Raw genomic sequence first — 13,652 nt, 5'->3', positions numbered from 1 at the left:
TCCATGCAATTCCCTGAATCCTGGTTGAGAACCTTTGTCGACCCGCAGCTGACGACCGACGAACTGTCGCACGCGCTGACGATGGCGGGGCTCGAAGTCGAATCGCTGAGCAAGGCTGCGCGGCCGACGTCGAAGATCGTCGTCGGCCGCGTGCTCGAAGTCGTCAAGCATCCGGATGCGGACAAGCTCAATGTCTGCCAGGTCGACGCCGGCACCGGCGCGACGCTGAACATCGTCTGCGGCGCGCCGAACGTGGCGCCGGGCATCAAGGTGCCGGTCGCGCTGGTCGGCGCGGAACTGCCGCCGGCGGAAGAGGGCGGCAAGCCGTTCGCGATCAAGCTGTCGAAGCTGCGCGGCGTGGAAAGCCAGGGGATGCTGTGCTCGGCGCGCGAGCTGAAATTGTCCGAGGATCACAGCGGGCTGCTGATCCTGCCGGAAGACACGCCGGTCGGCCAGGACATCCGCGAAACCCTCAATCTCGACGACACGATCTTCGAAATCAAGCTGACGCCGAACAAGGCCGACTGCCTGTCGGTGTTCGGTATCGCCCGCGAGACGGCCGCGATCACCGGCGCGCCGCTGACGCCGGTCGATATTCGCCCGGTGCATGTCGAGCTCGACGAAACGCTGCCGGTGCGCATTGCCGCGCCCGATCTGTGCGGCCGCTTCTCGGGCCGCGTGATCCGCGGCGTGAACGCGCGCGCAAAGACGCCGCAATGGATGGTCGAGCGCCTCGAGCGCGCGGGCCAGCGCAGCGTGTCCGCGCTCGTCGACATCTCGAACTACGTGATGTTCGAACTCGGCCGCCCGTCGCACGTGTTCGATCTCGACAAGATCCACGGCGGCATCGAAGTGCGTTGGGGCAAGCGCGGCGAATCGCTGAAGTTGCTCAACGGAAACACGGTCGAACTCGACGAAACGGTCGGCGTGATTGCGGACGCCGCCCAGGTCGAAAGCCTGGCCGGCATCATGGGCGGCGACAGCACGGCCGTCACGCTCGATACGACCAACATCTACCTGGAAGCCGCGTTCTGGTGGCCGGACAGCATCCGCGGCCGCGCGCGCAAGTACAACTTCTCGACCGATGCGGCCCATCGCTTCGAGCGCGGCGTCGATTACGCGACGACCGTCGAGCACGTCGAGCGCATCACGCAACTGATCCTCGAGATCTGCGGCGGCAAGGCCGGCCCGGTCGACGATCAGGAGGTGAACCTGCCGCAGCGCGCGCCGGTGAAGATGCGCGTGTCGCGCGCGAACCGCATCATCGGCGTGAAGATCGACGCCGACGAGATCGCGAACATCTTCACGCGTCTCGGCCTGCCGTTCGAGCGTGAAGACGACGCGTTCCTCGTCACGCCGCCGTCGCACCGCTTCGACATCGAGATCGAGGAAGACCTGATCGAGGAAGTGGCGCGCATCTACGGCTTCGAGAAGATCCCGGCGCGGCCGCCGGTCGCGACGAGCGAAATGCGCGCGACCAACGAGACGCGGCGTTCGATCCACGATATCCGTCACGCGCTCGCCGCGCGCGACTACGCGGAAACCGTCAACTTCAGCTTCGTCGATGCGGAGTGGGAGCACGATTTCGCGGGCAACGACAACCCGATCCGGCTGCTGAACCCGATCGCGAGCCAGCTTTCGGTGATGCGCACGACGCTGTTCGGCAGCCTGATCGCCGTGCTGCGTCACAACCTGAACCGCCGCGCCGATCGCGTGCGCGTGTTCGAATCGGGGCGCGTGTTCGTCGCCGATCCGTCGGTGAAGGCCGGCGAGCTGGCGGTCGAAGGTCACGCGCAGCCGAAGCGCGTCGGCGCGCTGGCGTATGGTCCGGCACTCGACGAGCAATGGGGTGCGGCGACCCGCGCGGTCGATTTCTTCGACGTGAAGGGCGATCTCGAAGCGCTGCTCGCGCCGGCGGTTGCACGCTTCGTGAAGGCCGAGCATCCGGCCCTTCATCCGGGCCGCAGCGCACGCATCGAGGTCGATGGCCGCGCGGTCGGCTGGATCGGTGAGCTGCATCCGCGCCTGATGCAGAAGTACGAGCTGCCGCACGCGCCGGTGATGTTCGAGATCGATGCCGACGCGCTGACTACGCGTGCGCTGCCCGCGCCGACCGACGTGTCGAAATTCCCGCCGGTCCGTCGCGATATCGCCGTCGTCGTCGATCAGGCGGTCGAGGTTCAGGCACTTTTCGACGAAATGAAGAAGGCGCTTGCCGAAGAGGCCTGCCGATTCGTTCAGAAGGTTGTACTCTTCGACGAATTTCGTGCAAAATCAAACACTTCCGGTGGTCTTGCCGCGAACGAGAAGAGCCTTGCCTTCCGCGTGACGCTGCAGGACGCGGCTGGCACGCTGCAGGACGAGATCGTCGATCAGGCGATCCAGACGCTGGTCGAGCGGATGGCTCGTGCCGGCGCGCGCCTGCGCGGCTGAGGAGAGGGGCCGGCCCGTTCGCGGGCGGCTTGTTTCCATCGTAAGTTTTGATTCAACGCGCTGTATGGCAGATATGAACGACATGACCTCGAGTGAATTCGAAGCCCTCCTGACGGCGCAACGCAGCGCGATGAACCGCGACGCTTCGGCGCCGGCGTCCACCGAGACGCCGACGCTGACGAAGGCGGAGCTGGCGGAGCTGCTGTTCGACAGCGTCGGGCTGAACAAGCGTGAAGCGAAGGACATGGTCGAGGCGTTTTTCGAAGTGATCCGCGACGCGCTCGAAAACGGCGAAAGCGTCAAGCTGTCGGGGTTCGGCAATTTCCAGTTGCGCGACAAGCCGCAGCGTCCGGGCCGCAATCCGAAGACGGGCGAGGCGATTCCGATCGCGGCCCGCCGGGTGGTAACCTTCCACGCGAGCCAGAAGCTGAAGGCGCTGGTCGAAAACGGCGCGGAGTAATACGCGCGCCCACGCCCCGCGCGGCCGCCGCGCACCCTTTACCGACGGTTAACCGACGATGACCACCACGGTTGAGAAAGTCGTCTTGCCTCCGATTCCCGCGAAGCGCTACTTCACGATCGGCGAAGTTAGCGAACTGTGCGGGGTCAAACCACATGTGCTGCGTTACTGGGAACAGGAGTTCACTCAGTTGCGGCCGGTGAAGCGGCGCGGCAATCGTCGGTATTACCAGCATCACGAAGTGCTGCTGATCCGGCGGATTCGCGAGTTGCTGTACGAGCAGGGCTTCACGATCAACGGTGCGCGCAACCGGCTCGATTCGCCGGGCAGCGAGCGGGCCGCGGCGGAGCCGGTCGAACCCGATGCGCGGGCCGTCGATGCGCGCGGGGCGATCAAGCCGGGCGCGACCGTCGACGTCATCGCGTTGCGGCAGGCGTTGCTGGACGTGATCGACGGACTGAAACGCGATTGAGCGCACGGCGCGCAAGATGCATTGGAAAGCCCGGTTGGCGACCTGCCACCGGGCTTTTTTCATGCGTGCCCTGCACGCGGATCAGCGCGACGCGAGCGGATTCTTCTGCCCCATGTCGACGACCAGCGTGCCGTCCGGCAGCATCCGCACCGAGCCTTGCGCGACCTGGCTGCGATACCCGTACAGGTCGAACCGCATCGGGCCGGCCTCGGCCGAATTCCGGATCAGCGCGCGCACGTTCAGTTCGAGCACGTTGAACATCTTCATGTCGCCGCCTTCCATCCACATGTAGCTCGGCGCGTCGATCTGCGGCCGCTTCGGCGCGGGTGCACTTGCGGCGCGCCGGAACGTGAGCCGCAATCCGTCGCGCTCGACCGTTGCCTGGCCGAGCTTGCCGTTCAGCACGGGCGGAGGGAACACCGTGTACTGGTCGAGCACGAGCGTGTCGCCGCGCAGTTCCGCGCCGCGCCGCTGCAACGGCGTCAGCGACGCGAGCTCGATGCCGAGCGAGCGCAGCAGCGTCGCCTGCGGGATGCCGAGCACCGACACCTGCGACGGCTTGAATGCGAGGTGGCGGTCGTCGAGCACCGTCAGCGAGCCCTTCATGTCGGTCGGCAGCCAGACGCCCGGCACATGATTCCACAGCTTGATGCCGCCCCGGACGCGCAGGTTCTGGCCGTCCGCGCTCAATTGCAGGTCGTTCAGCGAACGCGGCGAATAGTCGAGCAGATAGTCGTTGAAGAGCGCCGACATCGCCTTCCACGACTCGACGACCGTGCCGCCGAGAATGCGGATGTCGTACTGGTTGGGATCGTCGAGATCGACGGGTTCGCCCGGGCGCTTCGACACGAGCTCCACGTCGAGATCTTCGACATGAAAGCCGATATCTCCGGACAGGTTGAAGTCGACGTTGCGCAGGTGGATCGTCGGGTTGCGGTTCGACACGTGCCGTTCGTTGAACGGCGTCGTCGACGTGCGCCGCATCGCGACCTTCTGCATGCCGGGCCGCGCCGCGTCCGCCGCGAGCGCGTACGCTTCCCAGTGCTGCCGCACGTCGCGCAGCGTATTCTGCTGCGCGGCGAGGAAGCTGTCGTTCAGGCGCGCCGCGGCGTTGCCGAGCAGCGCGCCGCTCGCCGGGCCCGTATACGATGGCATCCGGATCGCCATCGCGCCGCTTTCGTCGAAGTTGAAGTAGCCGGCCGACACCTGGTCTCGATAGTGATACAGGTCGAACACGAACGTCTGGTCGCGCCTCGACGAGTCGATCGGACCGATCAGGATATCCGCGTTCATCGGCATCGAGCGCATGAATTTCACGTCGCCGCCGCGGATATACATCGCCTGCTGCGGGGCATTCGCGGGCATCGCGAAGCCGGCACGCGTGCCGTCGTCGAGCTTCAGGTCAAGGCCCGCCGGCGTCACGCGCACGGCGGTGATCGTGAGTTTCAGGCGCGGCGGCGGCATCAGCTTGTCGACCGCCATCACGAGATCGTCGCCGGCGAGTTGCGCGATCGGTGTCTGCACCTTCAGCAGGTCGGCCATTTTCACGTTGGCCGCGCGCATCACCGGCTGGGCGTCGATGCCCGACACGCGCACGCCGGTCGGGTGGAACACGAGCTGGCTGCCGTCGCGGATCGCGAGCGTGCCGGTCAGCGAGAACGGTACCCAGCCGTCGCGCTGCATCTCGCCTTGCAGATGGATCACGCCGTCGCCGGCCGACACCGCGAGCTTGCGCAGCGGCGCGTTGCGATAGCCGAAGATGTAGGTGTTGAAGAGGGCGGTCAGCTTCGCGTTGTCGAGCGTGACCGTGCCTTCGTGCACGTCGATCTCGAAGCTCGTCGGGTCGTCGAACACGATCGGCGCGCCGGCCTGCGTCGGTACGAGCGTGGCGGACAACTGATGGATGAAGAAGCCGAGGTTGTTGACGACGCGGAAATCGACGTCGCGCAGGAACGTCATCGCGCCGTTCTGGCCCGAGTCGCGCAGCGTGAACGGGCGCGGTTGCGTGAGGCTGATCGATGCGAGCGACGGCACGGTACGCGCGATCTGCTGCTCGTGCGCGAGCCGCTCGGCCTTGGTGCGCTCGATCTTCGTCGACGCGATGGATGTATTGCTGTCGCGTTGCGCGGCCGATTCCGCGCAGCCGGTGCAAAGCAGCGCGAGCGCCAGCGCGCTGCAGCCGAACACGCGGGATGTCGTGCGCGACCCCGCGGCGGCCGTGCGTCGCAGGCCGGAAACCCAGTCGAAAATTGCCAAAGGCGAGCGATGGCCGCGCCGGACCGCATTCCGCATCGTCTGTCTCCATGTCTTGTCTTGATCGACGGCGACGCGCTATTGCACGGCGCGGGCGTCGATGCCGTGCAGTGTGTCATAGCGTGCTAGAGCGGCGTTACCAAACAACGGGCATACCGGTGCGGCGCGCCGGCGGGCGGCCAGACAACGGATTCGCGGGGGATGGACGGCTGGTTCAAACGGTCGTTTGGTTTGTCCGGCGCGGCGGTCGGCGTCTGTCGAAGCGGCCCTGAAAACCCGCGACCGGCCTTGGCCGGCGCGGGTTTCACCCGATGCCCGAGCGGCGCGGCCCCCGGGCATCGACGGATACGATCGACGCTGGCGGCGAGGTAAGATCGGCATCAATGGCTGGTGTCACAACACGGCAGCCATCACGGGGAAGCGCCATGGACCTGAAGGAAGTCGACGTACTGGGTGCGGGGGTGGGCGACCACTGGTACTACGCGTCGAAGGCGAGCGCAATTCGCCGGTTCCTGGGTGCGTCGGGCGCGAACCGCATACTCGACGTCGGTGCGGGTTCCGGCTTTTTCTCGCAGCATCTGCTCGAGCGCACGCAGGCGACGGAAGCATGGTGCGTCGATACGAGCTACGCCGACGACAGCGACGGCGAGGCGGCCGGCAAGCCCATCCACTTTCGGCGGTCTGTCGATCGATTCGATGCCGATCTCGTGTTGCTGATGGACGTGCTCGAACATGTCGACGACGATGTCGGGCTGCTGATGCAGTATGTGAAGGGTGCGCCTCCGGGCAGCCGGTTCCTGATCACGGTGCCGGCGTTCCAGTTCCTGTGGAGCGGCCACGACGATTTCCTCGAGCACAGGCGCAGATATACGCTCGGCGGCCTCGAGGACGTGACCCGGCGTGCAGGGCTCGACGTCGAGCACGGCGCCTATTATTTCGGTCTCACGTTTCCGCTCGCGGCCGCGTTGCGGCTGGGCGAGCGCGCGCGTTCGCATCCGCGCGTGCCTGCGTCGCAATTGCGTCGTCATCATCCGTTCGTCAACGGCTTGCTCAAGACGATCTGCCGCATCGAGTTGCCGATGTTCCGCTTCAATCGCGTCGCCGGCCTGACGGTCATCTGCGTCGCACGCAAGCGGTGACGCAGGTGGGGAACCGGCGCCGCAGATTGCTTGCATCGGCACCATCGCGCCAAAAAATTTCACGAGAACATTCACAAAATGCATGCGACCCGTTCTAAATCGAGGAACTGTCTGTTATAATTTTTTTCTTTCGGGGCGTAGCGCAGCCTGGTAGCGTACCTGCATGGGGTGCAGGTGGTCGGAGGTTCAAATCCTCTCGCCCCGACCAGACAAGAACCCGCGTCAGCTCAGGCTGACGCGGGTTTTTTCTTGGCGGTCGCTTTTTTGCACATCGCGGCGCGGCCCCGGTAAAATGCAAGGTTGATCCACGGAAAGCGCCGTGATTTAGCGGAAGAGGATTCCCCGAACATGACTGATCTTCGTCTTACCATGCGGTTCGCTGCAGTGCTCGCCACCGGCGCGCTCGTCGCCGGTTGCGGTACGTCGTCGCCCACGAAAGTGGACTACAAGAGCGATTCGAAATCGAAGGAAGCGTCGCTCGCAGTGCCGCCCAACATGCTCGACGAGACGGCCGATCAGCGTTCGCTGCCGCCCCAGGGCGGCGCGACTTCCCTGTCCGCGCTCAAGCAGGTCCAGCAGGCTGCGCCCGCGCTGGACACCGTCGCGCCGGCCGTGGCCGGCATGCATATCCAGCGCGACGGCACCGAAAGCTGGCTCGTGATCGACGGCAAGCAGCCGGCCGCGATCTGGCCGCAGGTTCGCCGTTTCTGGCAGGAGCAGGGCTTCCTGCTCGTCGTCGACCAGCGCGACAAGGGCGTGATGGAAACCGACTGGAACGAAACCCATCCGCAGATCAACGACGGCCTGATCCGCAGCGTGATCTCGAAGGCGATGGGCAATTCGTACGTGACGGCCGAGCGCAACAAGTACCGCACGCGTCTCGATTCGGCGCCGAACGGCGGCACTTACGTGTTCATCAGCCAGAAGGGGATGCGCGAGGCGATCACCGGCGCGAACAACGATTCGAGCAAATGGGAACCGAAGCCGAACGATCCCGCGCTCGAGACGGAATACCTGAAGCGGCTGATGGCCGTGCTCGCGCAGAACGAGCAACGCGCGAAGAACGGCGAACCGCCGATCGCGAACATCAAGGACAACGCGGTCCCGAACGACAAGAAGGCCGATGCCGACGCGTCGTCGAAGGCTGCCGCGGCGATCGCTGCGCAGAACGTCTCGCGCACGTCGGCGCAAGGCAATGACGCGGCCGAAGCGGCCGTGCCGTCCGAAGTCACGCTCGGCGAGCCGTACGACCGGTCGTGGCTGCATGTCGGTCTCGCGCTCGATCGCGCGAACTTCACGGTCGACGATCGCGATCGCTCGAAGGGCCTGTATTTCGTGCGCTACGTCGATCCGAAGGATTTGAGCTCGGCGGAGCAGGGTTTCTGGAGCCAGCTGTTCCACGGCAAGAAGGAAAAGCAGGCGAAGCAGTATCGCGTCAACGTGAAGGCGCTCACGGCCGATCAGACGCGCGTCGCGGTCGTCGACGATTCGGGCGCGATCGATACGTCGTCGCCGGCTCGGCAGATCATGGGGTTGCTCGTGAATCAGCTCCGCTGATCCCGGCGTTTCCCGCACCCTTGAAAAGCCCGCCTTCCGGCGGGCTTTTTTCATGGTCGCTCGCTGGCGCGTGCGGCGGGAGCGTGGTTCGACCCCGCCTCGTGACGTTACGTAACATCCGGGCGTTACGACGACAAAACAAGTGTCACATTGTCGCCGATCTAAAAAATTGTCCTTATAAATCAACGGAATGTCGGGTGTTCGACGCCTGGCACGCAACCTGCTTTATAGGTTGGAATCGTTAGAACAGGGAGGATGGCGTCAGAGCCCGGGGAATGCGCCGCGAGCGCCCGAACAACGGTCTCGACGCCTTCACATGCCGACGCGACAAGCGTCGGCACAACAGATGACGATCCGCGCCAGCGTGCGGATCTCGATGGCCCCGTCGCCTATCCTCGTAGGGCGACGGTTTCGCCCGCGCTTCTCTGAAGCGCGGGCTATTTTTTTGGTGCCGTCGTCATGCCGTCTCGGCGTAGCCGATGCGCGGCGCGAGATTCGCGTATTCTCGGATTTTTTCGGAAGAAGGCGGGAATGGCGGAAATTGCAGTCGTGGCGCTGATCGTGGCGAAGCCCGGCGCCGAGGAAAAACTGCGCGCCGCGCTCGAGGGAATCGTCGAGCCGACCCGCAACGAAGCCGGCGCATTGCAGTACGACCTGCACAGGGATCTGAAGGAGCCCGCGCGGTTCGTATTCATCGAGCGTTGGGAGAGCGAGGAGGCGCTGGCCGCGCATGCGCGTTCCGCGCATATTCTCGCTTATCGCGAAGCGGCCGCGGACTGGATCGAACGTTCCGAAATCCGCGTGCTGTCGAAGCTCGTCTGAGTCGAGCCGGGTGGAGCGACCGGACGTGTCCGGTCGCGGCCGCGCGTCAGTGCGACGCGCTGGGTACGTCGAGGATCAGGATGATCGTCCAGTCGGCGTCGCCGTCATGGTGATACTGGCGCTCGGCAACGATGAACGGTTGCTGCTTGCCTTGCGGGCCGAGGAACAGCACGTCGCCCTCCATCGGCAGGCACTCGATCGGCGGCAGCGCGAGAAACGCGTCGTCCGAGCCGCGGGGCATCAGTTGCTTGATCCGGCGAGTGGCGGCTTCGGTCCACTCGATGTCGAGTTGAATGTTACTCATGCTGTCCTCCGCACCGGGGTGCGCACGGGTGGAAAATTTCGGTGCGCGACTTTAGCACAGCGCGCGGGTGCCGCAACCAAAAAAGCCGAACCCGGTTGCCCGGATTCGGCTTGTCGCTGGTACGGTGCCGCCGAACTTACTGGCTGGCAGCGTCTGCAGCCTTCGCCTTCTTGCCGGCCTTCTTCGCTGCCTTGTGATGCGCAGCCTTCTTGCCGTGGTGATGCTCTTCCTGCGCCGCCGGCTGAGCCGCTTCGGCCGCTTGCTGCTGTTGCAGCGCTTGTGCACGCTGCTCGATCTCGGCGATCTTGGCCGGATCGGTGATGGTCTGGATCTGCGTGCTCTCTTGCGCATACGCTGCGCCAGTCAGCGCCGACATCGCTACCAGGATAGCCAGGGACGTCTTCTTCATTGCTTTACCTCCGCTAAGTGGTGATGAACCCGAGTGTGCCGTTTTGTCTGGCGACTGCAATCGAGTGCGTGTCGAGTGTAACAAAAGTGACGGATCAATGTGCATCGGATCGGCGCACGACGCAAGGCCCCGTTGAAGTCGCGCAACACTTCGCGCACTGCGTCACGCATCTGCCATGCGGGGTGGTGCAGCGATTTTCGCGGTATCGTCAGAACCAGCCGAGCCAGCGATACACGTGGAATTGCGAGATTCCGACCAGCTCGTGCAGCGCCTGCTCGGCGTTCGCCACATTGCGCCAGCGCGGCAACCAGCCCGTTTGCGCACGTCGGAGGTTCGCATAAACGGGCTGCGGATCGATGCCGAAACGGCGGAAATCGAGCAGCGCCCGGCGCATCTGATACGACGACGTGACGAGAACGCGCGCGTCGTCATACTGTGAGCGTAGTATAGATGCAGTGAATTTCGCGTTTTCGTAGGTTGTGCGGCTGTTCGGTTCGAGCACGAGGTCGGCCGGCGCCACGCCCTGTGCGACGAGCTGGCGCCCGTAGACGGCCGCCTCGGTGTCGCCGTGATGCTGTGGGTCGCCGCCCGACATCACCACGGTGCAGCGTTCGGCCTGCTGCCGGCACGTGCGATAGAGCGCAGCAACCTTGTGGATGCGCGCGACGCCGTCGGGCGGCGGCTGCAATCCCGAGTCGGTGCGGCGCGTGCCGGCGCCAAGGAGGATCAGCGTGGTTCGCCCGTGCATGTCGGGGTGCTCGACCGGCGTGACGCCCGCCTCGGTCCAGGCGATGAGCGGCGCCGCGAGCCAGCCCGTCGCCAGTAGCCAGAACAGCGCGGCGGCGGCGATGGAAATGGTTCGACGCTGCTTGCGGCAGAGCATGAAACCGATGAAGAGAAGTACAAATGAATCGAACAGAATCAATTTGATTGGGGTATGGTGTCTTTTTATGGACGGCTGACGATACGGCCCTGACGCGACGCCGAACAACGTCGGCCTCCAGAATCGGTGGCGGTTTCGGCGGGCGGAGACCCCGCCCGGCTCGCCGCTTCGCATTGTCGCTGCACTTTAAGAAAGAATCGAGATGGCCACGTATTCCAACGAAGCGGTGCTCGACGCATTGAGACGAGTGCAGTACCGCCAGGTACCGTGGGCACGCCGCCCGGGCGTGTTCGAGTATCTCCGTTCGCTCGGCCTGATGGACACGGTCAGGCAGAAAACCGTTGCCCCCGCACCGGGCTTTCATGCACCGGTCGACATCGCCGTACTGACCGACAGCGGCCGCGCCGAATTCTCGCGCCTCGAGCGCGACGAGAAATTACTTTCCTGGACTGATCGCCGCATGGACGACTACGCATTGAGCGAAGCGAGCGCCGTGGCGATTCTTGAAAGTCGTCTTTAGCGGCTCTCCATCCCGTTCCGTGCATCGCCGCACGGGACGGCGATGCAAAAAAAAGCCCGTATCGCGAGGATACGGGCGTACCGGATACTTTTGCTGCTGCCACGCTGTGCTCATGGCAACGATGTGACTCGTCGCATGCGGCGCAGTTCCCGGATGCGGGCATTTTCTTTGGCGAAATCTCGAAATCGGCAGGGCTAAGGATGACGCGGCACGCCCGGCGGCTGTGAGCCGATTCGCGCCCGCGCATTGCTGGCTATGTCGCCGCGCAAGTCGCCGCGCGGCACGGTTTGCCGGCTGGACGGGTTCGCGGACGGCGGCTGTCGAAAGGTGTTCCTGTGATCCTGCTGGCGGTGGGGTGGCTTCGCGCGATCGTCGGCATGGACGGGAGTGCTCAGCGCCACGGAAACGACAATGCCGCATGCAACGAGCAGTGACATTGTTTTCATGGCGGGGCTCCCTTCAAGCCGTCAGTGCGGCCTGTTGATATGTCGCTAAGGTAAGCGTGGGAGTGCAGGCTTGCTGTAAATATTGGTAAATAGTTGTTTCGCGGCACGACAACGGTAATCGACGGCGAGGCATGCGTCGCGAAAAGGTCGCGTCGCAGAAAGAAACCGGGCGGCCGAAGCCGCCCGATCGAGCATTTGTTACGCCATCTTGACGGGTGCGCGCCAGGATTCCGGGTTGGTCCAGAAGGCGCCGCGCAGCCGGTCGCGGCTCGGCGGGGCGGGCGGCTTCGCCGCGCTTGCGCCGATGCGTCCGCGCAGCGAGATCTGCCGGCCGCTCGTGCCGAGTCGCTTCACGATTTCGGCGAGCGTACCGTCCGCCTGCCATTCGTCGAAGCGGCGGCGGCAGGTCGGCGGGGACGGATAGCGGCCCGGCAGTTTCGACCAGCCTTCCCCCGTCGACAGCACCCACAGCACGGCGTTGACCACCGAGCGGGCTTCCACGCGGGGACGGCCGCGCCGCTCACTCCGTGCGGGCTCCGAGCAAAACAAACCCTCGACCAGCGCCCATTCGTTATCTCTCAAATCGTCGAACAGCATCATGTCCTCACCTCAGCGAAGCTAACTCCGGTGCGCTGCCCTGCGCCGCGCACTCTTCAAGCACTCGATCGTCGAGTGCCGGGTGGGGGCGTCCGGTTGGCCGGCAGCGGCGTTTCTGCTCTTCCGTCCGACGAAACCTGCACCCTGTGCGCAAGGTAATGCACGAAGCGTGCCATGTCGGAGGTGAATCCCTCGAGAGCCGCTTGGCAGCGAGCTAACGGCTAAGTCAGCTAGGGGCGTATAAGACGCCAAAATAACCCGTGAGCAAATCGGGACAATCACCAATCTTGTGCAATTCGCCCATGTCACGTGCGTTTGCGAATGTATTGCACCGCAGCGAAACATGGGCGGCGGGTGCCGATTCGTTCGCCGAAGCCGGTTTCGCACATTAGAATCCCGCATCGATATCGATGATTGATGAGGTCGGGACATGAACGTTACGCTGCGCCAGCTTCGCGTATTCATCGAAGTCGCGCGGCTCAAGAGCTTCAGCCGGGCGGGTGACGAGATCGGGCTCACCCAGTCCGCCGTCAGCCGTTGCGTGCGAGAGCTCGAGGCCGAACTCGGGCTGAAGCTGATCGACCGCACGACGCGCGACGTGCAACTGACCGACGTCGGTGCGAACCTGATCGCGAGCGTGTCGCGCTTGCTCGACGATCTCGACGACACGCTGCGCGAGATTCGCGAGATCGGCGAGCAGCGCCGCGGGCGCGTGGTCGTCGCGGCAAGCCCGACGATCGCATGCAGGCTGATGCCGCGCGTGGTGGCGTCGTGCGAGCGCCAGTTCCCGTTCGTCACGCTCGGCCTGCGCGACGACGTGCAGAGCGACGTGCTGCGCAAGGTGAAATCGAGCGAAGTCGACTTCGGCGTCGTGATCGGGCCGCTGACGGTCGCCGATCTCGTCTGCGAGCCGCTGATGACCGATTCGTTCTGCCTTGTCGCGCGCGCCGACCATCCGCTCGCGGCACGGGCCGAGGTGCCGTGGACTGCGCTGGACGGCGAGCGCCTCGTATTGCTCGATCACGCATCGGGCAGCCGGCCGCTGATCGATGCGGCGCTGGCCACGCATCGCGTCAACGCGACGGTCATGCAGGAACTCGGGCATTCGGCGACCGTGTTCGGGCTGGTCGAGGCCGGTGTCGGCGTGAGCGTGCAGCCGTGGCTGTCGCTGCCGCTGCCGGCCGGCTCGACGCTCGTCGCGCGGCCGCTCACGCCGCGTACCGAACGCACCGTCGAACTGGTGCGCCGCCGCGACCGGTCGTTGTCGCCCGCCGCGCAAGCGATCTGGGAGCTCGTGCGGCAGATGCCGGCGAGGGCCGAGGATCTCGACTGACGTTGCGCCGGTCCGGCTTGCCGG

13 protein-coding genes, 1 tRNA gene and 1 pseudogene are annotated in these 13,652 nt (G+C 64.9%); 9 read left to right on the top strand and 6 right to left on the bottom strand.

The features are described 5' to 3' along the window. Positions 1-3 precede the first annotated feature (3 nt). The 3 genes from pheT (at position 4) to WS61_RS02395 (ending at position 3,365) form a co-directional block, all read left to right on the top strand. Positions 4-2,433: a phenylalanine--tRNA ligase subunit beta gene (gene pheT / locus WS61_RS02405; protein WP_059499071.1), complete on the top strand. Its 2,430-nt coding sequence runs from the start codon at positions 4-6 to the stop codon at positions 2,431-2,433. 73 nt (positions 2,434-2,506) lie between these two features. Beyond that, positions 2,507-2,893 (top strand): integration host factor subunit alpha, encoded by a 387-nt coding sequence (locus tag WS61_RS02400; RefSeq protein WP_006486093.1) that lies wholly within the window; start codon positions 2,507-2,509, stop codon positions 2,891-2,893. Positions 2,894-2,951: 58 nt separating this feature from the next. Continuing rightward, the gene (locus tag WS61_RS02395; RefSeq protein ID WP_059499070.1) at positions 2,952-3,365 is read left to right on the top strand and encodes a MerR family transcriptional regulator; all 414 of its coding nucleotides are present in this window, start codon (positions 2,952-2,954) and stop codon (positions 3,363-3,365) included. 81 nt (positions 3,366-3,446) lie between these two features. On the opposite strand, the gene WS61_RS02390 is transcribed toward WS61_RS02395, so the two are convergent. After that, positions 3,447-5,657 (bottom strand): hypothetical protein, encoded by a 2,211-nt coding sequence (locus WS61_RS02390; RefSeq protein ID WP_059499069.1) that lies wholly within the window; start codon positions 5,655-5,657, stop codon positions 3,447-3,449. A gap of 386 nt (positions 5,658-6,043) precedes the next feature. On the opposite strand from WS61_RS02390, the gene WS61_RS02385 reads away from it, so the two are divergent. From WS61_RS02385 to WS61_RS02370, 4 genes are all read left to right on the top strand, one after another. Beyond that, positions 6,044-6,757: a bifunctional 2-polyprenyl-6-hydroxyphenol methylase/3-demethylubiquinol 3-O-methyltransferase UbiG gene (locus WS61_RS02385; protein WP_059499068.1), complete on the top strand. Its 714-nt coding sequence runs from the start codon at positions 6,044-6,046 to the stop codon at positions 6,755-6,757. Between the two features lie 131 nt (positions 6,758-6,888). Continuing rightward, positions 6,889-6,965: transfer RNA gene (locus WS61_RS02380), tRNA-Pro, on the top strand. 140 nt (positions 6,966-7,105) lie between these two features. Then, positions 7,106-8,314: an outer membrane protein assembly factor BamC gene (bamC, locus tag WS61_RS02375; RefSeq protein ID WP_059499067.1), complete on the top strand. Its 1,209-nt coding sequence runs from the start codon at positions 7,106-7,108 to the stop codon at positions 8,312-8,314. Positions 8,315-8,845: 531 nt separating this feature from the next. Then, positions 8,846-9,136 carry a putative quinol monooxygenase gene (locus WS61_RS02370; protein ID WP_059499066.1) on the top strand — a complete coding sequence of 97 codons (291 nt, stop codon included), beginning with the start codon at positions 8,846-8,848 and terminating at the stop codon, positions 9,134-9,136. A gap of 46 nt (positions 9,137-9,182) precedes the next feature. On the opposite strand, the gene WS61_RS02365 is transcribed toward WS61_RS02370, so the two are convergent. The 3 genes from WS61_RS02365 to WS61_RS02355 all read right to left on the bottom strand — a co-directional run bounded on the left by WS61_RS02365 (position 9,183) and on the right by WS61_RS02355 (position 10,774). After that, a complete protein-coding gene (locus WS61_RS02365; protein ID WP_059499065.1) occupies positions 9,183-9,440 on the bottom strand; it encodes a hypothetical protein in 258 nt (85 codons plus the stop codon). 136 nt (positions 9,441-9,576) lie between these two features. After that, positions 9,577-9,849, bottom strand: coding sequence for a hypothetical protein (locus tag WS61_RS02360; RefSeq protein ID WP_034207109.1), 273 nt, complete (start codon positions 9,847-9,849; stop codon positions 9,577-9,579). A 208-nt stretch (positions 9,850-10,057) separates the two neighbouring features. Next, on the bottom strand, positions 10,058-10,774 hold the full coding sequence (locus tag WS61_RS02355; protein ID WP_059499064.1) for a YdcF family protein: 717 nt from the start codon (positions 10,772-10,774) through the stop codon (positions 10,058-10,060). Positions 10,775-10,934: 160 nt separating this feature from the next. Here WS61_RS02355 and WS61_RS02350 point away from each other — a divergent pair, with 160 nt between their 5' ends. Further along, positions 10,935-11,252: a hypothetical protein gene (locus WS61_RS02350; protein WP_006495354.1), complete on the top strand. Its 318-nt coding sequence runs from the start codon at positions 10,935-10,937 to the stop codon at positions 11,250-11,252. Positions 11,253-11,446: 194 nt separating this feature from the next. Here WS61_RS02350 and WS61_RS35515 read toward each other — a convergent pair whose 3' ends face one another. Both WS61_RS35515 and WS61_RS02345 read right to left on the bottom strand, forming a co-directional pair. Further along, a complete protein-coding gene (locus WS61_RS35515; RefSeq protein WP_027784266.1) occupies positions 11,447-11,698 on the bottom strand; it encodes a hypothetical protein in 252 nt (83 codons plus the stop codon). Between the two features lie 201 nt (positions 11,699-11,899). Then, positions 11,900-12,295: pseudogene (locus tag WS61_RS02345) on the bottom strand (transposase); the annotation flags it as partial. 430 nt (positions 12,296-12,725) lie between these two features. On the opposite strand from WS61_RS02345, the gene WS61_RS02340 reads away from it, so the two are divergent. Then, complete coding sequence (locus tag WS61_RS02340) at positions 12,726-13,628, top strand: LysR family transcriptional regulator (RefSeq protein WP_059499063.1); 903 nt, start codon at positions 12,726-12,728, stop codon at positions 13,626-13,628. The last annotated feature ends 24 nt before the right edge of the window (positions 13,629-13,652 follow it).

The organism is Burkholderia sp. ABCPW 11 (assembly GCF_001523445.1).
In the GTDB taxonomy this organism is placed as follows: Bacteria; Pseudomonadota; Gammaproteobacteria; order Burkholderiales; family Burkholderiaceae; genus Burkholderia.
The sequence above is the reverse complement of the archived record's forward strand: the minus strand, read 5'-3'. Positions and strand labels throughout refer to the sequence as shown.